Source organism: Asprobacillus argus (assembly GCF_032248395.1).
GTDB lineage: Bacteria > Bacteroidota > Bacteroidia > Flavobacteriales > Flavobacteriaceae > Polaribacter > Polaribacter argus.
The window spans coordinates 21,455-45,007 of record NZ_JAVTTO010000007.1; the positions used below are offsets into that span (position 1 = coordinate 21,455).

Consider the following 23,553-nt stretch of genomic DNA (forward strand, 5'->3'; position numbering starts at 1 on the left):
TAGCGGGTTCTTTTTATGCTAAGTTCTCTAGCTCTAATTGATAGTCATATTGTAAATCTTCATGGAGCGTGGTAATTGCCTTTTGAAGTAGCCCCATTTGCGTATTATACACATTTTGAAGTCTTGGGCTTCTTGTTATTGATGGGCTGAAATATTTTAACCTCTTACAAAAGTGAAGCAATAATTCTACTTCCGTATCTTTCTTTTTAGAATACCGTATATATTTTTTTATAAGAGACAGGATCTTTCTGACGCTCTTTCTGATATAGAAAAAGCTTTTGGTATTGATCTGTTCGAACAATTCATCTACATGTTCCTTTACACTTTCTATATAAGCTTCTTCGTCATGTGATTCAAAAAGTAAATAGGTAAGTAGTTCTTTATTCTCTTTTTTAAATTTCGATAATCGTAGACACAGTTCAATAAGATCACTATTTGAGCGATGTTGTAATTCGTCTTTAATCTTTTTTACTGTGACTGCTTTCATGAAGTTAAGAACGAAGTTACATTTTTCTCAATTCTGTTCAGTACATTATCTGTATTTGCTTTTACAAAATCATCCCCAGTGATCTGTTCAAATAATTCTATGTAGCGTTCCGAAATCTCAGTGATCTTTTCGGTAGTCATCTCTGGTATTCGCTGTCCTACTTTTCCTTGAAATCCACTTTCTATCAACCACTGACGCACGAACTCTTTAGAGAGTTGTTTTTGTTTCTCTCCTTTCGCTTGTCTATCTAGATAGCCTTCAGCATAAAAGTATCTAGATGAATCTGGTGTATGAATCTCATCAATAAGAACAATACGACCATCTTTGGTCTTTCCGAATTCATACTTCGTATCTACCAGAATCAATCCTCTTTTAGCAGCAATTTCAGTTCCTCTCGTAAAAAGCTTTCGGGTATACTCTTCCAATACTACATAATCCTCTTCAGAAACAATCCCTTTTGCCAATATCTCTTCTCTAGAGATATCTTCGTCATGCTCTCCATTATCCGCTTTAGTAGAAGGAGTTATAATGGGTTCAGGAAATCTTCCATTCTCTTTCATACCTTCTGGCATTGGTACACCACACAAAACACGTTTTCCTAATGCATATTCTCTAGCCGCGTGTCCAGATAAATATCCTCGGATTACCATTTCAACTTTAAAAGGTTCACACAAGTGTCCTACAGCTACATTTTCATCAGGATTTGCAACGAGCCAATTCGGAACTAAGTCGGCTGTTTCGTTCATCATCTTTGTAGCGATCTGATTTAGTATTTGTCCCTTAAACGGAATCTGTTTTGGAAGAATAACATCGAAAGCAGATAACCTATCGGAAGCAACCATCACCAATACCTCATTATTGATATTATAGACTTCTCGTACTTTACCTTTGTATACTGATTTCTGGTTCGGAAACTGAAAGTTTGTTTCGTTGATAGTGTTCATTTTGTTGTGTTGTTGTTGGCGGCAAAAATACTCTTTTAGATATATTTTTTACTATCTTTCTTCAGATTATTCCGTCTCTATACTCTTATAAGCTGTAATGATTCTTTTCACTAATCTATGCCTAATTACATCTTTATCGTCTAGGTAAACCTGAGCAATACCATCAATATCTTTTAAGGCTAATAACGATTCTTTTAAACCAGATACTTGCTTTCTAGGAAGATCTATTTGTCCAGGATCTCCCGTAATAATAAACTTCGCATGCTTACCCATTCTTGTTAGAAACATTTTCATTTGATTGTGTGTCGTATTTTGTGCCTCATCCAAGATCACAAATGCATTATCTAATGTTCTACCACGCATAAATGCTAAAGGTGCAATCTGGATAACTCCTTTTTCAATATGAGATTCTAATTTCTCGTGTGGAATCATGTCTCTTAAAGCATCATATAAAGGTTGCATATATGGGTCTAATTTTTCTTTTAGATCCCCAGGTAAAAACCCGAGGTTCTCTCCTGATTCTACCGCAGGTCTAGTTAGAATAATTCTACGAACTTCTTTTTCCTTTAATGCTTTTACCGCTAAGGCCACAGCGGTATAGGTTTTCCCTGTACCAGCAGGTCCCACGGCAAAAAGCATATCATTCTTTTGCATTAGAGATACCATCTTACGTTGATTGGTGGTTTGTGCTTTAATCAACTTACCACTCACTCCATGTACCAATACATCTTTCGCATTTGCTGCGGCAGTAGTACTTTCTTCTTTTCCGTTGGATGTTAATAAGCGTTCGATGCTATTTTCATCCAATTTGTTATATCGATTATAATATTTGATCAACATTTCCAATCTTTTTTCAAACTCGTCAAGAAGATCCGGCTCTCCGTAGATTTTTAGCTTAGATCCTCTCGCTACAATCTTCATTTTAGGGAAGTATCTTTTTAATTGTTCAACTGTACTATTATGTGTTCCAAAAAAATCTTTTGGATTAATTTCTGTGAGTTCTATAATTCGTTCGTTCAAATGTTTAGGTTTAGAAGTTTCTTTTCATTAATAATTCATTTTAAAAATAGCTAATTAATTTTCAGAATTGCTTAGATTTGTGAGGATTTTTTTTGCAACTTTTACACATTTAATTAACAGTTCAACGTTTAATGTCTCTAATAACCTTAACCACCGATTTTGGAACCAAAGATCACTTTGTCGGTGCGGTAAAGGGAGCCATTCATTCTGAGCTTTCTGATGCAAAGATTGTAGACATCACACACGAAATAACTCCATTTAACATTGCGGAAACGGCTTATATTATTAAAAATTCTTATAAAAGTTTCCCAGAAGGCACTATACATATTGTAGGTGTTGACTCCGAATTAAGTGAAGATAACAAACATATAGCCTTGGCTTTAGATGGACATTATTTCATCTGTCCAGATAATGGCTTGATCTGTATGATCACTTCTGATATTAAACCTACTAAAATTGTAGAGATCAATATTCATGATCGTGTTGAAAGTAGTTTCCCGGTGTTAGATGTGTTTGTTCAGGTAGCATGTTTCATTTCTAGAGGAGGCAGTTTAGATGTCATAGGAAAGGAAATCAAAAAATACAAACAGTTAATCGAGATTCAGCCAAAAGTAAATCAAGAGCAAACCAAAATTATTGGTGGCGTTATTTATATCGATAATTATGGAAATATTATTTCCAATATCAGTAGGAAAATGTTTACGGATATAGGAAAAGGCCGGGATTATGTAGTTACTGCTTCTCGTTATACTTTTACAAAGGTCTTTAATAAATATAATGAGGTGGTAGATGACGGCGCAAAAGATAAAAGACAATTTGATGGGAATCGATTAGCCTTATTCAACTCCGCTGGTTATTTAGAGATTGCTATTTACAGAAGTAATTTAAAGACCGTAGGAGGTGCCTCCACATTATTGGGCCTTGAATATAGAGATGTTATCAGTATAGAGTTCTTACCTCCGAACACTCAAGAATTTAAACCAATTTAGTATATGTTTGTGCGAATTGTAAAAATGAGTTTTCATACAGAACATATTCCGACATTTTTGAATAATTTCAATAACAAAAAGGAATATATACGAAAGAGCTCTGGTTGTCGTTTATTAGAATTGTATAGAGATAAACAAAACACCAATGTTTTTTTCACCTATAGTTATTGGGATACAGAAGAAGATCTTGAACGTTATAGAAACTCAGCACTATTTAAAGATGTATGGGCCCAAACCAAGGTATTGTTTAATGATAAACCTGAAGCTTGGAGTGTAGATAAACTTGTTAGCCTAGAATAAATTAGAACTCAATGTATCCAATTTTAAGAAAAGAGATTAATGCATTCTTCTCGTCACCAGTAGCATACCTGGTGATTGGAGTTTTCTTATTATTAAATGGACTTTTCTTATGGGTATTTAAAGATGGTTTCAATATTTTGAATGCTGGGTTTGCCGACATCAACAATTTCTTTTTTCTGGCTCCATGGATTTTCCTTTTTTTGATTCCAGCGATAACAATGAGAAGTTTTGCCGACGAGTTGAATTCAGGTACTATAGAATTATTAAAAACAAAACCTATCAGTCATTGGAAGATTGTACTAGGTAAATTTGGCGCTGCTCTAACACTTATTATTATCGCTCTGATTCCAACTCTTACGTATGTGTATACAGTTTATGAGTTAGGAAACCCAGTAGGAAACATAGATATGGGAAGCACCATTGGCTCTTATATTGGATTACTTCTTTTAGCAGCTACGTATGCTGCTGTTGGATTATTTACTTCCACCCTATCTAAAAATCAGATTGTCGCATTTATACTAGGCGTATTCATCACTTTTTTGCTGTTCTACGGATTTGATGCAATGGCAGCTAGTTTTACGGAAGATGGTTATACCATTAGGCTATTGGGTATCAATGAACATTTTAAAAGTATTAGTCGGGGAGTAATAGATACCAGAGACATTGTGTATTTCCTTAGTGTGATCGTATTCTTTTTATTTATAACCAAACAAAAAATTGGAGATGAGTAAAAAGATTAAAGCGTTTATATTGGTACTCGTTGGGTTGGTTCTTATTAATATTGGAACTCAACGTTTTTATGGTCGTTTTGACCTTACTACAGACAAGCGATACACGCTATCCGAAGTAAGCACTTCTATCTTAGATAAAATAGATGGCTCTCTATATATTACCGTATATCTTGAGGGAGACTTTCCTGCTGAGTTTAAAAGACTGCAAATTGAAACACAACAATTTTTAGAGGAGCTAAGAGCAGAAAATTCGAGCATTGTAATTCGATTTGAAAATCCAGACGACATTCGTGAAGAACTCGTTAAAAAAGGCATGATTCCAAGTCAATTGACAGTAGAAGAAGATGGCCAGCTTTCTCAGGCTATTATTTTTCCATGGGCTGAGGTTGAATATCAAAACAGGGGTTCAATAGTTTCTTTACTTCCCCAATCTATTGTAGCGTCTCAGGAAGAACAATTACAAAATGCCGTAGAAAGTTTAGAGTTTTCATTCGTAGACGCAATAAACAACATTGTCAAAAAGAAGCGAAAAAGAGTTGCGGTTATTACTGGTAATGGTCAGTTGGAAGATAGATATCTATACAGCTTTTTATCCGAAGTTGCCAAGAAAAACAGCCTGGCTAAATTTACTTTAGATTCTGTTGCTTCCAACCCACAAAGAACATTACAAGATTTGTCAACTTTTGATTTGGCGATCATTGCAAAACCTACGCAAAAATTTACAGAAGAGGAAAAATTCACCTTGGATCAGTACATCACAAATGGGGGAAAAACATTATGGATGATTGATAATGTTCAAGCCGATATGGATAGTTTATTAGCTTCCGGAAGGATGCTCGCTTATCCAAGAGATTTGAATCTTACAGACCTTTTGTTTAGTTATGGAGTTCGTATAAACACATCCTTAATACAAGATTTGTATGCAGCTAAGATTCCTCTTTCAACTGGGAACGTTGGGAATCAGCCTCAGTTTCAAAACCTGCCTTGGTTCTACCATCCTGTTGTAAATGGAAATCCGAATCATCCGATTACAAAAAACGTATCTCCTGTTCGGATGCAATTCGTAACTCAGATTGATACACTCAAAAATACTATTCAAAAAACACCTCTTTTGGTAAGCTCTTTATTGACAAAAAAAACGGGAACACCTAATTTTATTGAGCTACAAAGCATTGCCAATGAGCCTAAAGAGGAAGAATATAAGGGCAGTTATCAACTCTTTGGTGTACTGTTAGAAGGTGATTTTAATTCAGCATATAAAAGTCGTATAAAACCGTATAACACTCCTTTGTTCAAAGGACAAAGTACTCCCAATAAAATGATTGTTATTTCTGATGGAGATGTTGGAAGAAATCAATTGTTAAAAGGGAAACCTCATGACCTATCTACCGATAAGTGGACCAATGAACAATTTGGCAACAAAGACCTTTTAATCAATGCTGTTGATTATTTATTAGATGATTCAGGGTTGATCACGCTTAGAAATAAGAATTTGCAGATTAATAACCTGGATAAGCAACGTGCTTTTAAAGAAAGAACCTACTGGCAATTCCTGAATGTTGTGTTACCTCTTTTATTGTTATTTGGATTTGGTTTCGTGTTAAATTACTTACGAAGAAAAAAGTATTCTTAACACTCTTCTTCATCACAACAATTATCGTCCTTAACTAATTTGCAACTCACGACTGCTAGCAGTGCCCCAAGAACTGGTGCCACCATATACAACCACAATCCATGTACATTTCCTGATACAATATTTGGCGCTAAAGAACGTGCAGGATTCATAGAAGCGTTTGTAATTGGTCCAGCAAACATAGCTTCTAACAATACTACTCCTCCAATAGCGATACCGGCCATCATTCCTACTTCTTTACTACCGGTAGAAACATTAATGATTACCACCATTAAAAAGAAAGTCAATAAAAGTTCTAATACAAAGGCTCGCCAAACATCAACCTTAGGAATTGTCGATCCTAACAGCTCGCTGTCTGGGAATAAGAATAGCAACAAAAAACTTGCGGCAAAGCCTCCTAGTATTTGAAAGAAAATATATTTCGGTACTTCTTTCCAGGAAAATTTCTTGGCATAGGCAAAGGCAATAGTTACTGCCGGGTTAAAATGTGCTCCAGAGGTCTCTCCAAAAGCATAGATCATTGCCATCACAATTAAACCCCATGTAATTCCGATGCCAACATGCGTAACATCGCCACCTGTAACTTCGTTAATGGTCATTGCTCCTGTTCCACAAAAGATCATGGAAAATGTACCAATAAATTCAGCTATATATTTTTTCATTTATAGAAATGTTTTTGCAAATATACATTCTCTTATTTTAAGCTATAGTTAACATTAGCCTTGTTCTTTTTTCGTATTTTTAGGGCACTTTAAAAACAAACTAAGAACTCATGAAAAAATTATTATTGATTGTCTGCCTTGTTGCGTTTACGTATACTTCGAATGCTCAGGTAAGTACGCCACAACCTAGCCCTTTCTCTAAAATTGAACAAAAAGTCGGAATGACGGATGTTACTTTAGAGTTTTCTCGTCCTAGTATGAAGGGAAGAACCATTTTTGGAGACCTAGTTCCATTCGGAAAAGTTTGGAGAACTGGTGCCAATGCAAATACCAAGATTACATTTAGTACAGATGTTACTGTTAATGGTCAGAACTTAAAAGCTGGTTCGTATGCCATGTATACTATTCCAAATAAAGATAGCTGGGAAGTATTATTCTATTCAGATGCTAAGAATTGGGGAACTCCTAGAAAATGGGACGACGCAAAAGTAGCGGCAAAAGCTACAGCGAACGTAATGCAAATGCCTATGAAAATAGAGACCTATACCATGTCTTTTGATGACCTTACTAATAACTCAGCGGTGATTGGTATCCTATGGGAAAACACCTATGTTGGCGTTCAGTTTGAAACTCCAACGGATAAATCTGTAATGGCCTCTATTAACAAAACCATGAATGGTCCTTCTGCAAATGATTACTATGCTGCTGCTGTGTATTTTAAGCAAGAGGGTAAGGATATAGCGCAAGCCGCTAAATGGATAGATAAAGCGATTGAACTAACGAAAGAACGTCCTCGTTTCTGGTATTACAGGCAACAGTCTTTGATCTATGCAAAGGCAGGAAACAAAAAAGGAGCAATTGCTGCCGCAAAAACTTCTTTAAAATTAGCTACGAAAGAAAACAATGCTGATTATATGAAAATGAACAAAGCATCTCTAAAAGAATGGGGAGCAATGTAATATTTGATTCTAAAAGCTTAAAAGCGGACCCTTAAGGTTCGCTTTTTTTTGTTTAATTAAGTACAGCTTCTTTTATCAGTCTTGTATAGCTCCGAGATACCGGAATCTGCATATCTACCACCTTAAAAAAGAGTTGATATCCTTGCAAGTTTCCTTTTACTCGATCTATTTTTTGTAAATTGATCATATGGGATCTATGACATCTCACAATACTTTTAATCTCCTTCAGGTCCTTTTCAACATTAGAAATCGTATTTCGTATTAACTGTTTTGTTAACTCATTATTTTTCAAATAATAGACTTCAATATAATTTCCAAAAGAGCTCAGGAAAACAAATTGATCCAAAAAAACATGCACATCATTTTTTCTAGTGTCGGATTTAAACGTGATCCTGATCTTACTCTCATCTTCGATGAACAAGCTATTTCTAGAAACAAGTTTTGCATCAATTTTTTCAACTTCTTTCACGATTCTCTTATACACAAATACTTGTTTGTATAAGATAATGGCTATTGCAGGAATAACGGCTATAATAGCAGTACTGGTTAGAACAAAAACAAAAATGCGGAGATTAAAAGCATAGCCTGCATCAAATATAAATCCAAGATAAAAGTAATTTGCTGTTGCAATAGAACTGGTGATTAAAAGTATCCATAAGATCTCCTTATATATTTTCCATTTTCTATGACTCAATATGTTTGGAAATACTAATGGTAAGAGCATCATGTAGAATCCACAAACCAAAAAAGATACCAATCCAAAACCTAATAGTTGAATATCCGTTGCATGTTCTAATCCAAACGGACGAAATAAGTAACAAAAAAAACCAATAAAAAAGCCAATTCCCAAACCCAGCTTAAAAGCCTGCATCATATTCTCATAAAAAGGATAAGGGTGCTTAAAAAACTGTATGATTTTAGTATTCATTATGTACCGCGCGATTGCTGAATACCCCAAATATAAATCTTTCATAATTCTAGTAAAAAAAACATACCGCATTCTATCACAAAAGCGTGTTGTTTATCCCAAAATACAGGGCTACTCAAAATATTCCTTTCCTCATTATTTATTTTTGACGGAAACCATAAAAAACATTATGAAGCGAAATTATTTTATCTCTTTTTTTTGGATTGTCTTTAGTTGTTTTATTCTTAATTCTTGTACTAATAACACTACCGAAACAGTTGACGAAATTAATATAGTTGGGACCTATTGCCTTGATTTTTCATTAGTCGATAGCGAATTGGTTATCTCTAACAGCAACAACACTGGCGAGTATAACATTCAATTTAACGACTTTGATGGGGGAGAAAATTCAGGATCAGGGTCAGGCTCTTTTTCTAATAATATCTTAACTATAAATGGTACTTACACAATTGCCAGCGGAACAGGGAACTTTACTGGTTCTTTGACTTATAGCGAATTATCAAATTCTTTTGATGGCACCTTTAGCATTGTGGATCCACAAGGAAATATTTTAATTACTTCTACATTGATAGCCAAAAAAGGAAGTTGCAATTACACATTAACGCCAAACCAATTAGACCAAGTAATAGGACAACCCTATTTAACTTCTTTACATGTTGAATTGAATAAAATTCAAAAAATATCTAGATACAGATCCGCAGCCGGTCACAACTTCGTCGACTATAGTGGTGAATCGTGCGTCAATTTAAAGCACTATTTTCACACCTATTCTGAAGGAATGATCACGGGAGCAACACAGTTACCTTCGTCTTTAAAATATTATGCTCCTGCTGATGGCACCATTGTGAATATCACACAGACCAGAGTTTCAGAAGACCCAACGGATTACGAGGTAGATATTCGACTTTCAGCGAATGAAAATGTCATTGTACGGATTTTTCATATTACACCTAAAAATGGGCTTTCAGTAGGAGACATTGTTAGTTCGGGTGAAGAAATTGCTACTGCTCCAACAGCACATTTAGATTCGGGAGATTTTGCTGTTTATGTTTTAACTACTGGTGGATATAGACATCTTTCGATGTTCGAAATTATGTCTCCAGCTGTTATGCAAGAATATATTGATAAAGGAATAAGTACTAACTGGAAACAAGATTTGTATTATGAAACGACAAACTCTTATGTATCCGGTATTTTTTGCGAAAATGGAACTTGGGGTAATCTAAGACATCCATCTTCAAATTTTGAATTAGATTTCTACATTTTTAATTAGTTGTTGAGGGGGCAAAAAGCGGATTACCTAGGTAGTTCGCTTTTTACATTTTCTCGCGAAGGTCTACTCGCATTGTAACTAAACACTCCTTCATACCTGCTTTTTCATAGGCTTTTATTGCGGCCGGATTGTTCGGGTATACTTCTAATCGCACTTCATGAACTCCTTGAGATCGCGTCCAATCATACAAAGATTCCATTATTTTCTTGTTGATACCTTTACCTCTATACTCATTTTTGGTAAACATAAAACCTAGATATGAAAATCGCTCATATTGAAAACATTCTCTTGCTTTTACAATCCTAGCATATCCACAACTTACTAGCTCTCCTTGGATCTCGGCGACCAACAACTCTATACTTGGCTCATTAATCATGTATGGAAGATCATAATAATATGTTTTTTCTCTCTTCAAAGTAATATCCATAGGTCTTTCGGCATCTATAATACCTTGTTCAAAGATCAATAGTTCTTCAATGTCCTTTAAAGTAGCTGTTCTAATAGTCATTATACTCCAGTTATTTTTTCAATGGGGTCCATGTTATTTTTTCTCGTAACCGATTGAATAAAAATAGCTAAAATCATCACAATAACACAACCGATCAGATTTAACCATAGGTATGGTAGAACATCCATAAAATAAATAGCAAATATTAGTAATTGAGTAATTATAGCAGCAATAAAAACCGAAGTTCCTCTTACATATTTTATAAAAAATGCCAATAAGAAAATACCCAAGACATTTCCGTAAAATACGGAGCCAATTATATTTACCAACTGTATTAGATTATCAAATAGATCCGCTACACAGGCAATGAGAATCGCCAATAATCCCCAACCAAATGTCAACCATTTTGACGCGCTTACGTAATGAGATTCAGACCTGCCTTTTCTTATATTTCGCTTATAAATATCAATCGTTGTTGTAGATGCTAAGGCATTCAATTCTGAAGCAGTAGATGACATGGCCGCAGCTAAAATTACAGCAAGTAATAACCCTATGATCCCTCTAGGTAACCTTGTTAAAATAAAATGAATAAAAACATAATCTTTATCGTTTGTCTGCACACTAGAATCAGCCTTTGCGATAATTTCTTTAGCTCTTTCTTTTAAGGATCGATCTTTCTGATTCAATTCTCTAATCAGAGCTCTTTCATGATCTTGAACACCATCTAACAATAATGTTCTTTTCTCATTTTCTATTTGAACATGTTGAGACTCTAAAGCTTTATATTCAACGGCGTATTCCGAATTAATAATAGCCTCATTCACTTGCGGATTAAAGTTTAAAGGAGATGCATTAAATTGATAAAATACAAATACCATAACTCCTACTAGCAAAATAAAAAATTGCATAGGTACTTTTAATAGACCATTGAAAAGCAATCCTAATTGACTTTCTCGTAGTGATTTTCCAGACAAATAGCGTTGCACTTGACTTTGATCCGTTCCAAAATAAGAAAGCATTAAAAATGTACCTCCTAAAAACCCTGTCCATACAGTATATCGGTTACTAAGGTCAAAGGAAAAATCTAATACTTTCATTTTATCGCTTGATCCAGCAATGTCTAAAGCCTTTCCAAACGTAATTCCATCTGGCATATATTGCATGATCAAATAAAATGCAATCCACATTCCAGCAAAAATGATAATCATTTGCTGTTTCTGTGTCACATTTACAGCTTTGGTACCACCAGAAACTGTATAAATAATAACCAATACACCAATGCAGATATTCAATATGACCAAATCCCATCCTAATACATAAGAAAGAATAATCGCTGGTGCGTATATTGTAATTCCAGCTGCCAAACCTCTTTGGATTAAAAATAAAATGGCAGCCAAGGATCTTGTTTTTAGATCAAACCGCGTTTCTAAATACTCATAGGCTGTATAAACATTCAGCTTGTAGTAAATGGGAATAAAGACAAGGCAAATAATAACCATGGCAATGGGTAAGCCAAAATAGAATTGCACAAACCCCATTCCATCATGAAAAGCCTGCCCGGGTGTAGATAAAAAAGTAATGGCACTAGCTTGAGTAGCCATCACGGAGAGACCGATAGTCCACCATTTTGTATCATTTCCTCCTTTGATAAAATCTTTTACATTACCATTTTTTCTGGTTTTATAAACTCCAAAGCCTACAATAAATAATATGGTTACCGATAATACAATCCAATCTAAAAAATGTAAAGTTCCATCCATAGTTTAAGAAATTGAGTAGGCTTTTGTAATAAAATAAAAAAGGATAATATAGATGAGATTTGCCACTAGTATGAGGGTATAGATCTTTCTCCAGGGTTGTCTTTCTTCTTTTGCCATGTAGTATTATTTTGGATTTTTGACTTCAATTGTCAAGAATCCGATTAGTTTTCCTTCTGCGTTATGCTTAAGATCTACTAGAAAAAATTGATCTCTACTTTGTATAAACCTTTTCATTCGTGCACTCGTATACTGCTTGAAATGCATATCATAAGCTTCTGGTCTGGCACCAAATACCTGCGTGTGAATATGCCTATTATCTCCTGAAGTAGCATAGCTTCCAGGTAATATTGTTTTTATATAAAGTCTTCCTTTGGTATCTGTAAACCCCTCACCACGTATTCGAGCGGTTTTTTCATCGCCCGATACTTCTGGATTATAATTTCCATCATTTGAAGTTTGATACAATAAAACTTTCTGATTTTGTAACGGAGTTTTTGTTTGCTTATCTACAAACGTTAGACATAACATCATGGTTTCTCCTGGTTCGCTGGCTTTGGTCATTTGTAAGCTCGCAGAATTCGGTACATTTTGAAATTCCTTTAAAACCACTTCCTCCTCTGCGGTGACTTTATCAAATTTTGCCTGCTGTGCAGTACATGAAATAAAAAAAAGTACACCTAGCAGACCCAAATACCTTTTCATAATTATTGCTTTAATTTGCCATCCTTTTTTATGTTCTCTTTACCCATAGATAACATATTTGCAAACAACTTATATGCTCCAGGTACTCCAGCAGGAAGCTCTCTAAAAAAACTTAGGCCCGTATAGATATAATTTCCTTTTCCGTATTTGGCAACTAACAAGCTTCCTTCTTTTGCTGATTCTCCTTTATCATGCATGGATAATATCGGCGTAAATTCAGCACTCCATTGATTCGGAAAATACAATCCTCTTTCTTGTACCCACCCTTCAAAATCTTTCTCAGAAACTTTATTTGGGAAATTCATGAGCGAGTGATTTTTTGCGAGTACATTAACTTTTGCAGTTTCGTCCGTAACTCTATCTCTCGAGATTTTTAAATCATACGGAGCTCCAACATCTACGCCACCTCTTCTACCGCTTGTGTTGTATTGCACGATCATATTACCTCCTTTTTTCACATAGTCTAACAAAAATTTCTGTTTAAACTTCAAAGCTCCTACTGTGTTATAGGCTCTAATACCAACAACAACAGCATCGAACTTATGCAAATTCTCGCCATCAATTTTATTAGGATCAATTTCTACTACTGTATATCCTATTTGCTGCAAACTCTCTGGAACCGCATCTCCGGCACCCTTAATATAGCCTATATAGTTCCCAGATTTTTGGATATTTAATCGTACCACTTTTGCTTCAGAGTTAAGTAGGACAGATTGCTTTGGGATATGATCATAATTAATCTCGACCAGTTCTTTTGAGTATCTTCTATCATTAATCAATAGTACTGGTTTTAACTTTCCTTCCGATTCTCTATTTGGAGGTGTAACTTTAAAATCAAACAATTGTTCGTCTCCTTTTTGAGCAATAGAGATATCTATAAAAGATGGACTTACTTTCCACCCATTAGGAGCATTTAACCTTAATTTGCCACTTATAGTATTTGCACCGGATCTTACCGCAACAGAAACTGTTTTTGTTTTGTCATCCGAAAAAATTAACACTTTATCCTTTAATTTGGTAGTAGCCATTGGCAATACTTCAAAGGGTTCATACAACTCTCCTTTATCTCTTTTAGAATATCTGTATACTACATTCTTTGTAATACTTATGTCTTGTTCCCAAATTGTCAAGTTGAATGTTACCCTAACATTTCTAGGCGTTTCTGGATTCCCGATCAACATTTGATCTTGTACATCATACATCCCCAACGACCAATTATTCTTTAACCAATAAGGGTCGGAATAGGCTTCATTATTCAAGGTTATAGATTCTCTAAAATTTTGTCTTTTGTTATTCTCTAGTGCCACATCCTTAACAATAGTTCTTTTGTCCGATGAAGTACTTATAGAGTTTAAGATTACATTGTATTTGCTTCTGTTCAATGCTTCAATTCGCAAATCAATTTTTGAGTTAGGAATTGCACTTGAACTAGTAGCTGATGCTTCTAAGTATAATCCTGCGCACGCTTCAATGATCTCGGTGATTTGTTTCAATTTTATACTCTTCCAATGCTCATCCTCAAGAGATTGAATTTTTTTATAAGCCTCTAAGAACTTCGGTAAATGCTTTGCAGGATCTGCAAAATTGAAACTTTCTTCTATATCATACAAGATGGCTCCAATATCTCCTCCTCCTTGGATACGATTCCAAGTAGTATTTATACCTGAAAAGATATCAGATTTATCTTCGGGAAAATCTCCTTTTAAAAACTCCACATATTCCGTTTGAGATCCTCTAGTTGTTAGTCTTCCAAATCCTTGACATAAATGTTGACTGCTTGCAATTGCAGCCACCTCATTGTTCGACAGTCCTTTTAGAGGATAGTATACCCCAATATCAAAAGAAAGCATTTTGTCTTTGTTAGCCTTGGCAAAATTTTCCTGACTACCATAGAACCACCAAGATGTATTAAAGAACAAACGTTTAGGTTGCCATACATTAGTGTATGCTAATTGTTCAGGGTATTTAGTTTTATCGTTTACCAAATCAAAAGCCTCAACACTGAGCATGGCCGAAGTGGTATGATGTCCATGAGTACTTCCAGGAGTTCTATGATTAAAACGATTGATTATAACATCTGGTTTAAAGGTTCTAATCGCCCAAACTACATCGGCTAACACTTTTTCTTTATCCCATATTTCCAATGTTTCATCTGGGTGTTTGGAATATCCAAAATCGTTAGCTCTTGTAAATCTTTGTTCACCTCCATCAACACGTCTCGCTGCTAATAATTCCTGTGTTCTGATTACCCCCAATAACTCTCTTATTTCAGGTCCTATTAAGTTTTGTCCACCATCACCTCTTGTTAATGACAAATACCCTGTTCTCGCTTTGTTTTGATTTGAGAGGTACGAAATAAGTCGTGTATTTTCATCATCAGGATGCGCTGCGATATACAAAGCAGATCCTAAAAAATTCAATTTTTGTAGTTTTTCAAAAATTTGATTTGACGATAACTTGTTGGGTTTTTGTGCAAATACTGCTGAAGAGATCAGCAAAAAAGAAAGAATAAATAGGCTATTTTTCCTCATAAAAAACGATTTGGTTGCTAACAAATGTAACATTTTAATATCCGAAAACATCGGCATTAACATATTTATAACGTTTCAATTTCCGCTATCAACAAAGCTTTAAATCTGTTAATAAATATATTTTTAAAATCACTTATTTAAGATATATTTGTAATTCAATTTTTTTTAAAAAAAGAATTCATGAAATTTATAGTATCTAGCTCTCAATTATTAAAGCAATTACAGGTTTTGGGTGGCGTTATCAATAGTAATAATACCCTCCCTATTTTAGATAATTTCTTATTCGAATTGTCAGAAAACACGTTAAAGGTTTCTGCATCCGATTTAGAAACAACAATGAGTGCCGTAGTAGATGTAGAATCTGACTCATCTGGTTCTATTGCTGTATCTGCTCGTTTGTTATTAGATACTTTGAAGACATTTCCGGATCAACCACTTACCTTTAAAACTGAAGGTGACAGCACTATTGAGATTAGTTCTGATCAGGGAAAATATGACATGGCCTACTTTGGAGGAGATGAATTCCCAAAAGCGGTAAGTTTACCATCTCCAAGTAAAACAACGATGCCATCACAAGTTTTGGCTACAGCTATTTCTAAAACCATCTTTGCTGCTGGAAACGATGATCTTCGTCCTGTAATGAGTGGTGTATTCTTCCAGTTTAGTTCTGAAAGCTTGACTTTTGTTGCTACTGATGCACATAAATTGGTGAAGTATACAAGAACAGATGTAACCGCAGAACAAACTGCTGAGTTTATCATGCCAAAGAAACCTTTAAATTTATTAAAAGGGATTTTAGCAAATTCTGAAGAAGTTACCATCGAGTATAACGATTCTAATGCAAAGTTTACATTTGATAATTTCGTGTTGGTATGTCGATTGATTGATGGAAAATATCCTAACTACGAAGCAGTAATTCCGAAAGAGAATCCGAATAAATTAACAGTAGACAGAGCTTCTTTCTTAAACTCTGTAAGACGTGTATCTATTTTCTCAAGTAAAACAACACATCAGATCCGTTTAAAAATGGCGGGAACTGAGTTAAATATTTCTGCAGAAGATCTAGATTTCTCTAATAAGGCTGATGAGCGTTTAAGTTGTGAATACCAAGGAGACGATATGCAAATTGGATTTAACTCTCGTTTCTTAAGTGAGATGTTAAACAACCTAAGCTCGAGCGAAGTATTGATTGAAATGTCCTTGCCAAATAGAGCTGGAATCTTAACACCAATTGATGGTACAGATGAAGGTGAGCAAGTAACCATGTTGGTAATGCCAGTGATGCTAAATAATTAAATTTATTTCATAAAATATAAAAGGGTCAAACAGATGTTTGACCCTTTTCTTATTTAATAGTTATACCCCTAAAACAACTACTAAATCTCTTAATATACTTAATCGTTTTTATTTTCGATTTATTCTTTGATTAACATAGTATACTACTACTTATTTGAATAGGAAGTGAGGGCTCATTTCATTCCACCTTGCAAATTCACCTAGTGAATTAAAGTTATAAGAGCCCTCAATATAGAAGTGCATTTTATCTTCAGGTTACCAGAAGATGCATTCCTATTCTTCCATATCTCTTACCAAAACTCGGGGGAGGATAAAGAGATAATACCTTTCACTTCATTGGAAGTTTGAACTTAGCGGCAATATAAACGTACATAATTACCTTGTTAAAACGAATCTAAAATCATTAATTAGATACCCATACCTAAATTATTTAAGTGGATTCGAGTCAATAAAGTTAGGATTTCAAAATAAGTTTAATGAAAATTTGTGAAGCTCTAGTCTCTTTTTGTGAAGCTCAAATGATTGTTATTAAAAACAATATTAATATGGGTAATTATTATTTTAAAACATATAAAAGGGTCAAACAGATGTTTGACCCTTTTCTTATCTAATAGTTATACCCCTAAAACAACTATTAAATCTCTTCATATACGTAATCGTTTTTATTCTCGATTTATTGTTTGTAATAAGATACAAAATATATTTCTACCTATTTGAACTGATACTTTAGAATGAACTCTAAAGATCCATTGTCATTTACCAAATTTACATCTGTCGTTACCATATCATATGCCACGCCTAACTTTAGGTTATCTATTACATTGAACAATCCATAAATAGAGACCATCTCTTCTACTCTATAGTTCGCTCCAGCTGTGATCTTGTTATTAATCTCCAATGAAGAACCTACATCATAAGAAGTAGGTGCTCCTTCTACCGTACGCATCATAAATCTTGGAGTTAAAAGTAAGTTATCTGTTAGATTAAAGTTATAAGAACCTCCTATATAAAAATGCATATTTTCTACTGCGGCCGACGGCGCGTTCCCTTGTTTTTCGTAACGTTTTCCATTTAAAAAGTTTGGTGCTGATATAGATATATTAAACTTCTCATTTTGAATATTTAATCCTGCTCCTATATGTGGATTAAAGAAACTTTGATTCTGCGTAAACAAAGGGTCATTTCCTGGAGCATTTGATTTTGTCAAGTCAATATTCACAAAACCACCTCCAGCTTTTAATCCAAAATAGATATTGGTTTCATCCGACGTTTGAATCTTATAAGAAATATCGATGGCTACATCCGTCTCATTTAATACAAATACACGATCATTAATTAAGGAGACTCCTATACCCAGGTTACTACCTAAAGCTCTGGAATACGCTAACGCCACGGTTCTTGGGGCATCGTCAATACCAATATATTGGCTTCTATAAACCATATTCAGTTCTGGTGTATCCTTATTACCAGCAAAAGCTGGGTTAATAATATTCATATTAAAGTTATACAAAGTAAAATTAGGATCTTGTTGTGCCTGCGCTTTATTGTTCATTAATAAAGAGAAGGTGATTACGAATAGTGTTATGATTGATCTTTTCATGATTGTTCTGTTTGTAAATTGTTGAATCATCTTTCGAATTAATAATTAATATAAAGCCATCCTCGAGTGGGTTTACTGCCATCACCTAAGTCGATGATAAACAGGTAAGGTCCTACTGGAAGTCTACTATTGTTTCCACTATTACTAATTTGATTCGAGACTGCTGTCCAATCATTTTGATATCCTTTCTTCTTGAAAACTAACTTTCCTGATCTATTAAATACTTGCACCACACTGTTAGGATAGGCCGTTATTCCTTCTATAAACCATCCATCATTTATTCCATCACCATTAGGAGAGAATCCATACGTTTTTACATTTTGAATTTCGGTAGTACAAGCACTATTATCAGTATCTAAACTGTCTATAATACCATCACCATCACAATCTTCATCTGTATCTGCTACCCCATTTCCATCTGCATCATCATCACAGAAATCTGGTAAACCATCACCATCACTATCCAAAGAGTCTATTTCTATAGTCAATGTGTTTGATACTGGACTTGTATTAGTAGCTGCATCGGTAGCAGTTACCGTAATATCATAAACGCCATCTGTAAGAGTAGTTCCCGTATGATCGAATGTGAAGAATCCACTATTTGTAGCCGCTACAGTACCAATGGAAGTTCCATCAATAAATACTTCTACTATAGATAATGGTTCTGCCGCTCCTGAGATCTCCAAGGTATTATCTCCCGTCTTAAGCACATTCCCTGTACATGTGTACTCGGAAATATGACTTAAATACGGAATGTCGGGGGGCGTGTTATCAAATTCTATACTAAACTGAGCAGCAACATTACCATTCGTGGCTGGGTCTTCAGTTACATTGTCTGGTACATCTACAACTACCTGAGCTGTTACTCCTGGAGTTATCAATGCTGTATAGGTCTGGCTATCAATTATTGTAAATGCACTTGGCGTTCCGTTCGTAATTACCAAGTCAGCCATTTCAAAATTCAGTACTGGTTCGCTAAAAGTAAATGTAACTGTAAAATCCATATTCGTTGGATCTGGCGCAGGACTTGTAATGGTCAGCGTAGGTCGTGTTGCATCATATAAAACACTGTATTGACTTGCCGCTACGTTTGGATTAGAAACTGCATCAAAAGCAATATCGGCATTCACATCCAAAGTCACATTTCCATCTACTGCTGGTGTAATAGTAGCAGTATATACGGTAGCACTAGTCGATGCAAAGGCACTAGCAGCTCCATTACCGACAATAATATCACCTATTTCAAATCCAGTAACATCTTCGCTAAACGTGAAGGTCGCTGTAAAACTCGTATTTGTTGGATCTGGTGCATTCGTGGTAATTACTAACGTTGGTTTAATACCGTCAACATTTACATTCACCGTGCTCGCTACATTATTCAAAGTAAGAATCGCATCAATATTAGTGGATCCAACTATTGAACCTCCGTTTAGTAAGATATCTGTTCCTACAGAAATTCCGTCAGTATCTAAGTCTCCCTCAACGATCGTGTATCTAAAATCAGCTGTCAACGATCCAGTAAAGGTTCCATTAACAACAGCTTGACGGGTTACTGAACCAATAGTGATAGGAATCGATGGGCTACCACTAATCGTTGCTGCATTGGTAAATGATACCGTAAAATCTAAGTTATCTCCTATTCCGTAGTTTCCATCAGAAGGAACTGACACCATCGTTACTACTGGAGCATCATCATCAATAATTGTTACTGTAGCTGTATCTGAAATAGTAATATCACTTCCTAACGTTGTTCCACTTATGGAAGACTGAATCATTGTTAGCATTTCTGTCTCCTCTCCCACATTATCATCAGTGATTGTAAGAGCAATATTTTGAGTTTCTCCTGCTGTACCTGCAAAAGGAATTGGTTGATTCATTAAAGCCGTAAAGTCTCCAGGAGCAATTGCTGTCGCATCTACAGTACTAGCATTCAGAGTAAATCCTCCCTGAACAGCGTTTCCTAGCGTAGCAACTACATTGATCGTACCTTCATCTTCATCTACCGTAATATCGGTTAATGTGATCATTGTGGCATCGTCATTATCTATAGTAACAGTTGCTGTGTCTGTAATATCAACACCAAGAATAGTAGCTCCTAAATTATTTTGATTTATCATAACCGTTTCATTGGCTTCCAACTTAGTATCTGATGTTGGAGACACCGTGAACATATGCATTTCTCCTGCCGTTCCTGCGAAAGTTAGGGTTTGTCCTATCACTGAAGTGTAATCACCGTCAGCTACCGTAGCCGTACCATCAGCCGTATTTACATCAACTGTAAAGCCTCCTTGAACTGCATTATCTAACATAGCAGTTAGCGTAATTGACCCATCATCTTCATTTTGATTTACGTCTGCAATCGTAACAGCAGCACTATCATCATTGTTAATCTTAACTACTGCTGTTCCCGTTATAATAACGGACAACGTTGTCCCTGCCAAATTACTTTGGCTTATCGTAACCGTCTCATTAGGCTCTAACTTCGTATCGGCTGTTGGTGTAACCGTAAAAGTTTGCGTCTCACCGGCAATTCCTGCAAAGATTAGTGTCTCGCCTGTAACAGCACTATAATCGTTATCAGCTATAGTAGCAGTTCCGTCTACTGTATTCATATCCACAGTAAAACCTCCTTGAACAGCATTTCCTAATGTAGCGGTTAGCGTAACTGCTCCATTATCTTCACTGGTACTTACAGATCCAATTGTTACTGCAGATGTATCATCATTATTAATAGTTATTGTTGCCCCATCTGTAATCACAACTGCTAGGCTAGTTGCGCTTAGGTTATTTTGACCTACAGTGAGGGTTTCATTAGCTTCTAATTTTGTATCTGATGTTGGTGTAATCGTAAAAGTTTGTGCCTCTCCTGCAGTTCCTGCAAAGATTAAAGTTTGTCCACTTACAGCAGTATAATCAGAATCCGCAGTAGTAGCCGTTCCATCAGTAGTATTTACATCTACCATAAAACCTCCTTGTACCGGATTATCCAGCGTCGCAGTTACAGTAATATTTCCATCATCTTCATTACCACTTATGTCTGCAATGGTTACCGAAGCACTATCATCATTGGTAATAGTTCCTTGCCCTGTATCATCGCTAAACATAACATTTCGTCCATTGGCTTGTATATTGCTCAAGAGTACATTAAATGTCTCATCTGCTTCTAATGCACTATCGTTATTTACCGTTACCGTATAAGATAACGTTTGACCACTAGTTCCTGAAAATGCCAAAATACCAAAACCGGTCACATAATCAGCACCTGCAGTAGCTGTACCGTTGGATGTTGCGGAGGAAATCGTAAATCCTGTATCTACATCTCCAGTTAAGGTGACCGTAAAGGTAAAATCAGTAGTAGCTCCTCCATCGGCATTCTCTGCTCTAGTTACATCATCGATGCTTAGTGATGCTGAATCATCATTGGTAATGGTATAGGTGTGCATCGTGTTAGTCCCTAATGCTGCATTGGTTGGGTTTGATAAAGTGATAATCACTGTTTCATCCAACTCTACAACCATATCTGCTACAATGCTTGCAATGGTAATACTCTCGTTGGTGCTTCCTGGATTAAAAGTAAGCGTGCCATTAGCTAATGTATAATCTGTACCACCAGTAGCAGTTCCTGTTACAGCATAATCAACCATAACTGGAGAAGCAAAAGCGGTTGATAAATCTACTGAAAGGTTCGCCGAGCTAACGCTCTCTAAACCATTACTACTTGTTGCGCTAAAAGATACCGTTGGGTAATTTATATCTGCTGATAAAGTTGGTTGCGTTAATGTATAATTCCCTGAATCTGTTCCTGAGATGGTATATCCTGTGGTGTTTATGGTAATTCCGACACCAACGTTGGGTGAAGCAAAAGTGAATACTGGTGAGCCTCCTAAGCTCACATCATCAGCACCTATAACACCTGATAAATTCGCTGTTCCTGAAGCAGTAGCTACATTAGTTCCATCAAATATTTTATCATCTCCTGTAAGGCCTGTGACCGTTAATGCTTTAGCGGTGATGTCAGCTGATAAAGTCGGTTGTGTTAAGTTATAGTTTCCAGAATCGGCTCCTGAGATCGTATAGCCCGCAACATTTATCGTAATACCTGTACCTACATTAGCACTCGCAAAAGTAAATGTTGGGCTACCTCCTAAACTAACTTTATCCGCTCCTATAACTCCGGATAAATTCGCTGTTCCAGAGGCTGAACCTGTTGTGGTTCCGTCATACACCTTGTCATCACCCGTTAAACCTGTAACATTCAAGCTTGCAGCTGTAATATCTCCAGATAAGGTAGGTTGTGTCAGTATATAGTTACCTGAATCAGTTCCACTAATCGTATACCCTGTTGTGTTTAGCGCAATGCCTGTTCCTACATTGGCACTCGCAAAAGTAAATACTGGTGAACCTCCTAAAGTCACATCATCAGCTCCTACGACTCCTGATAAATTTGCAGTTCCTGTGGCTGAGCCTGCAGTAGTTCCATCATATACTTTATTGTCTCCTGTTAAGCTAGTAATGGTTAATCCTATTGCTGTAATATCAGCCGATAATGTAGGTTGTGTAAGCGTATAATTTCCTGAATCCGTTCCACTAATAGTATACCCGGATGTATTCAAAGTAATACCAGTACCCACATTAGCACTTGCAAAGGTAAAGACTGGTGAACCTCCTATCGATACATCATCTGCTCCTATCACTCCTGATAACGTTGCCGTTCCTGTAGCAGTACCGGCAGTAGTTCCATCATAAACTTTGTTATCACCTGTCAAACCAACAACCGTTAAACTTGCCGCCGTTATATCGGCTGACATAGTAGGTTGTATCAAGGTATATTTTCCAGCATCGGTTCCACTAATAGTATAACCTGTCGTATTTATAGTAATTCCTGTACCCACATTAGCCGATGCAAAGCTAAACACTGGTGATCCTCCTATAGATACATCGTCTGCACCGACAACCCCAGACAACGTTGCCGTTCCTGTAGCAGTACCTGCAGTGGTACCATCATATATTTTATTATCTCCTGTTAATCCGGTAATGGTTAATGCAATTCCTGTAATATCAGCAGATAAGGTAGGTTGCGTTAAGGTATAATTTCCAGAATCTGTTCCTGAAATCGTATAACCCGACGTATTTATGGTAATTCCTGTGCCTACATTCGCACTCGCAAAGGTAAACACCGGTGATCCTCCTATAGATACATCGTCCGCACCAATAACTCCGGATAACGTTGCCGTTCCAGTTGCCGTAGCAGCAGTGGTACCATCATATACTTTATTATCTCCTGTTAAAC

The 23,553-nt window shown here is 35.9% G+C and carries 18 protein-coding genes; 7 read left to right on the forward strand and 11 right to left on the reverse strand.

The annotated features are described in order from the left end of the window. Nucleotides 1-13 precede the first annotated feature (13 nt). The 3 genes from RQM59_RS14235 to RQM59_RS14245 form a co-directional block, all read right to left on the reverse strand. Nucleotides 14-487, reverse strand: a complete 474-nt coding sequence (locus tag RQM59_RS14235; protein ID WP_349242793.1) for a hypothetical protein — start codon at nt 485-487, stop codon at nt 14-16. After that, complete coding sequence (locus RQM59_RS14240) at nt 484-1,431, reverse strand: phosphoribosylaminoimidazolesuccinocarboxamide synthase (protein ID WP_349242794.1); 948 nt, start codon at nt 1,429-1,431, stop codon at nt 484-486. The genes RQM59_RS14235 and RQM59_RS14240 overlap by 4 nt, the downstream gene beginning before the upstream one ends. 66 nt (nt 1,432-1,497) lie before the next feature. Further along, nucleotides 1,498-2,451: a PhoH family protein gene (locus RQM59_RS14245; RefSeq protein WP_349242795.1), complete on the reverse strand. Its 954-nt coding sequence runs from the start codon at nt 2,449-2,451 to the stop codon at nt 1,498-1,500. A 131-nt stretch (nt 2,452-2,582) separates the two neighbouring features. Between RQM59_RS14245 and RQM59_RS14250 the strand changes: the two genes are divergently transcribed. The 4 genes from RQM59_RS14250 to gldG are packed head-to-tail and all read left to right on the forward strand — an operon-like array spanning nt 2,583 to nt 6,104. Continuing rightward, complete coding sequence (locus tag RQM59_RS14250) at nt 2,583-3,440, forward strand: SAM hydrolase/SAM-dependent halogenase family protein (RefSeq protein WP_349242796.1); 858 nt, start codon at nt 2,583-2,585, stop codon at nt 3,438-3,440. 3 nt (nt 3,441-3,443) lie between these two features. Then, the gene (locus RQM59_RS14255) at nt 3,444-3,740 is read left to right on the forward strand and encodes a putative quinol monooxygenase (protein WP_349242797.1); all 297 of its coding nucleotides are present in this window, start codon (nt 3,444-3,446) and stop codon (nt 3,738-3,740) included. 11 nt (nt 3,741-3,751) lie between these two features. Further along, nucleotides 3,752-4,471 (forward strand): gliding motility-associated ABC transporter permease subunit GldF, encoded by a 720-nt coding sequence (gene gldF, locus RQM59_RS14260; protein WP_349242798.1) that lies wholly within the window; start codon nt 3,752-3,754, stop codon nt 4,469-4,471. Beyond that, the gene (gldG, locus tag RQM59_RS14265; protein ID WP_349242799.1) at nt 4,464-6,104 is read left to right on the forward strand and encodes a gliding motility-associated ABC transporter substrate-binding protein GldG; all 1,641 of its coding nucleotides are present in this window, start codon (nt 4,464-4,466) and stop codon (nt 6,102-6,104) included. The genes gldF and gldG overlap by 8 nt, the downstream gene beginning before the upstream one ends. Here gldG and RQM59_RS14270 read toward each other — a convergent pair. Continuing rightward, the gene (locus RQM59_RS14270; protein WP_349242800.1) at nt 6,101-6,766 is read right to left on the reverse strand and encodes an MIP/aquaporin family protein; all 666 of its coding nucleotides are present in this window, start codon (nt 6,764-6,766) and stop codon (nt 6,101-6,103) included. The genes gldG and RQM59_RS14270 overlap by 4 nt on opposite strands. Nucleotides 6,767-6,876: 110 nt before the next feature. Between RQM59_RS14270 and RQM59_RS14275 the strand changes: the two genes are divergently transcribed. Then, nucleotides 6,877-7,725 carry a DUF2911 domain-containing protein gene (locus RQM59_RS14275; RefSeq protein ID WP_349242801.1) on the forward strand — a complete coding sequence of 283 codons (849 nt, stop codon included), beginning with the start codon at nt 6,877-6,879 and terminating at the stop codon, nt 7,723-7,725. 52 nt (nt 7,726-7,777) lie between these two features. Here RQM59_RS14275 and RQM59_RS14280 read toward each other — a convergent pair whose 3' ends face one another. Continuing rightward, the gene (locus tag RQM59_RS14280; RefSeq protein WP_349242802.1) at nt 7,778-8,653 is read right to left on the reverse strand and encodes a LytR/AlgR family response regulator transcription factor; all 876 of its coding nucleotides are present in this window, start codon (nt 8,651-8,653) and stop codon (nt 7,778-7,780) included. A 169-nt stretch (nt 8,654-8,822) separates the two neighbouring features. Here RQM59_RS14280 and RQM59_RS14285 point away from each other — a divergent pair, with 169 nt between their 5' ends. Further along, nucleotides 8,823-9,926 (forward strand): hypothetical protein, encoded by a 1,104-nt coding sequence (locus RQM59_RS14285; RefSeq protein ID WP_349242803.1) that lies wholly within the window; start codon nt 8,823-8,825, stop codon nt 9,924-9,926. 43 nt (nt 9,927-9,969) lie between these two features. On the opposite strand, the gene RQM59_RS14290 is transcribed toward RQM59_RS14285, so the two are convergent. From RQM59_RS14290 to RQM59_RS14305, 4 genes are all read right to left on the reverse strand, one after another. Next, nucleotides 9,970-10,434, reverse strand: coding sequence for a GNAT family N-acetyltransferase (locus tag RQM59_RS14290; protein ID WP_349242804.1), 465 nt, complete (start codon nt 10,432-10,434; stop codon nt 9,970-9,972). Further along, complete coding sequence (locus RQM59_RS14295; RefSeq protein WP_349242805.1) at nt 10,434-12,134, reverse strand: sodium:solute symporter family protein; 1,701 nt, start codon at nt 12,132-12,134, stop codon at nt 10,434-10,436. Before RQM59_RS14295 ends, RQM59_RS14290 begins: the two co-directional genes overlap by 1 nt. A gap of 123 nt (nt 12,135-12,257) precedes the next feature. After that, on the reverse strand, nt 12,258-12,836 hold the full coding sequence (locus RQM59_RS14300; protein WP_349242806.1) for a dioxygenase family protein: 579 nt from the start codon (nt 12,834-12,836) through the stop codon (nt 12,258-12,260). Between the two features lie 2 nt (nt 12,837-12,838). Next, complete coding sequence (locus RQM59_RS14305) at nt 12,839-15,367, reverse strand: PIG-L family deacetylase (protein WP_349242807.1); 2,529 nt, start codon at nt 15,365-15,367, stop codon at nt 12,839-12,841. 180 nt (nt 15,368-15,547) lie between these two features. Between RQM59_RS14305 and dnaN the strand changes: the two genes are divergently transcribed. Continuing rightward, a complete protein-coding gene (dnaN, locus tag RQM59_RS14310; protein ID WP_349242808.1) occupies nt 15,548-16,663 on the forward strand; it encodes a DNA polymerase III subunit beta in 1,116 nt (371 codons plus the stop codon). Nucleotides 16,664-17,372: 709 nt separating this feature from the next. Here the strand turns inward: dnaN and RQM59_RS14315 are convergent. Together RQM59_RS14315 and RQM59_RS14320 are read right to left on the reverse strand one after the other, a co-directional pair. Then, complete coding sequence (locus RQM59_RS14315) at nt 17,373-18,263, reverse strand: PorP/SprF family type IX secretion system membrane protein (protein WP_349242809.1); 891 nt, start codon at nt 18,261-18,263, stop codon at nt 17,373-17,375. A 38-nt stretch (nt 18,264-18,301) separates the two neighbouring features. Continuing rightward, the coding region (locus RQM59_RS14320; RefSeq protein WP_349242810.1) for a YDG domain-containing protein at nt 18,302-23,553 on the reverse strand (5,252 nt) is incomplete at its 5' end.

Coding starts and splice junctions, on each gene's coding strand:
- RQM59_RS14235 (WP_349242793.1), bottom strand. CDS start 487: ATGAAAGCAGTCACAGTAAAAAAGATTAAAGACGAATTACAACATCGC.
- RQM59_RS14240 (WP_349242794.1), bottom strand. CDS start 1,431: ATGAACACTATCAACGAAACAAACTTTCAGTTTCCGAACCAGAAATCA.
- RQM59_RS14250 (WP_349242796.1), top strand. CDS start 2,583: ATGTCTCTAATAACCTTAACCACCGATTTTGGAACCAAAGATCACTTT.
- RQM59_RS14255 (WP_349242797.1), top strand. CDS start 3,444: ATGTTTGTGCGAATTGTAAAAATGAGTTTTCATACAGAACATATTCCG.
- gldF (WP_349242798.1), top strand. CDS start 3,752: ATGTATCCAATTTTAAGAAAAGAGATTAATGCATTCTTCTCGTCACCA.
- gldG (WP_349242799.1), top strand. CDS start 4,464: ATGAGTAAAAAGATTAAAGCGTTTATATTGGTACTCGTTGGGTTGGTT.
- RQM59_RS14270 (WP_349242800.1), bottom strand. CDS start 6,766: ATGAAAAAATATATAGCTGAATTTATTGGTACATTTTCCATGATCTTT.
- RQM59_RS14275 (WP_349242801.1), top strand. CDS start 6,877: ATGAAAAAATTATTATTGATTGTCTGCCTTGTTGCGTTTACGTATACT.
- RQM59_RS14280 (WP_349242802.1), bottom strand. CDS start 8,653: ATGAATACTAAAATCATACAGTTTTTTAAGCACCCTTATCCTTTTTAT.
- RQM59_RS14285 (WP_349242803.1), top strand. CDS start 8,823: ATGAAGCGAAATTATTTTATCTCTTTTTTTTGGATTGTCTTTAGTTGT.
- RQM59_RS14290 (WP_349242804.1), bottom strand. CDS start 10,434: ATGACTATTAGAACAGCTACTTTAAAGGACATTGAAGAACTATTGATC.
- RQM59_RS14295 (WP_349242805.1), bottom strand. CDS start 12,134: ATGGATGGAACTTTACATTTTTTAGATTGGATTGTATTATCGGTAACC.
- RQM59_RS14300 (WP_349242806.1), bottom strand. CDS start 12,836: ATGAAAAGGTATTTGGGTCTGCTAGGTGTACTTTTTTTTATTTCATGT.
- RQM59_RS14305 (WP_349242807.1), bottom strand. CDS start 15,367: ATGAGGAAAAATAGCCTATTTATTCTTTCTTTTTTGCTGATCTCTTCA.
- dnaN (WP_349242808.1), top strand. CDS start 15,548: ATGAAATTTATAGTATCTAGCTCTCAATTATTAAAGCAATTACAGGTT.
- RQM59_RS14315 (WP_349242809.1), bottom strand. CDS start 18,263: ATGAAAAGATCAATCATAACACTATTCGTAATCACCTTCTCTTTATTA.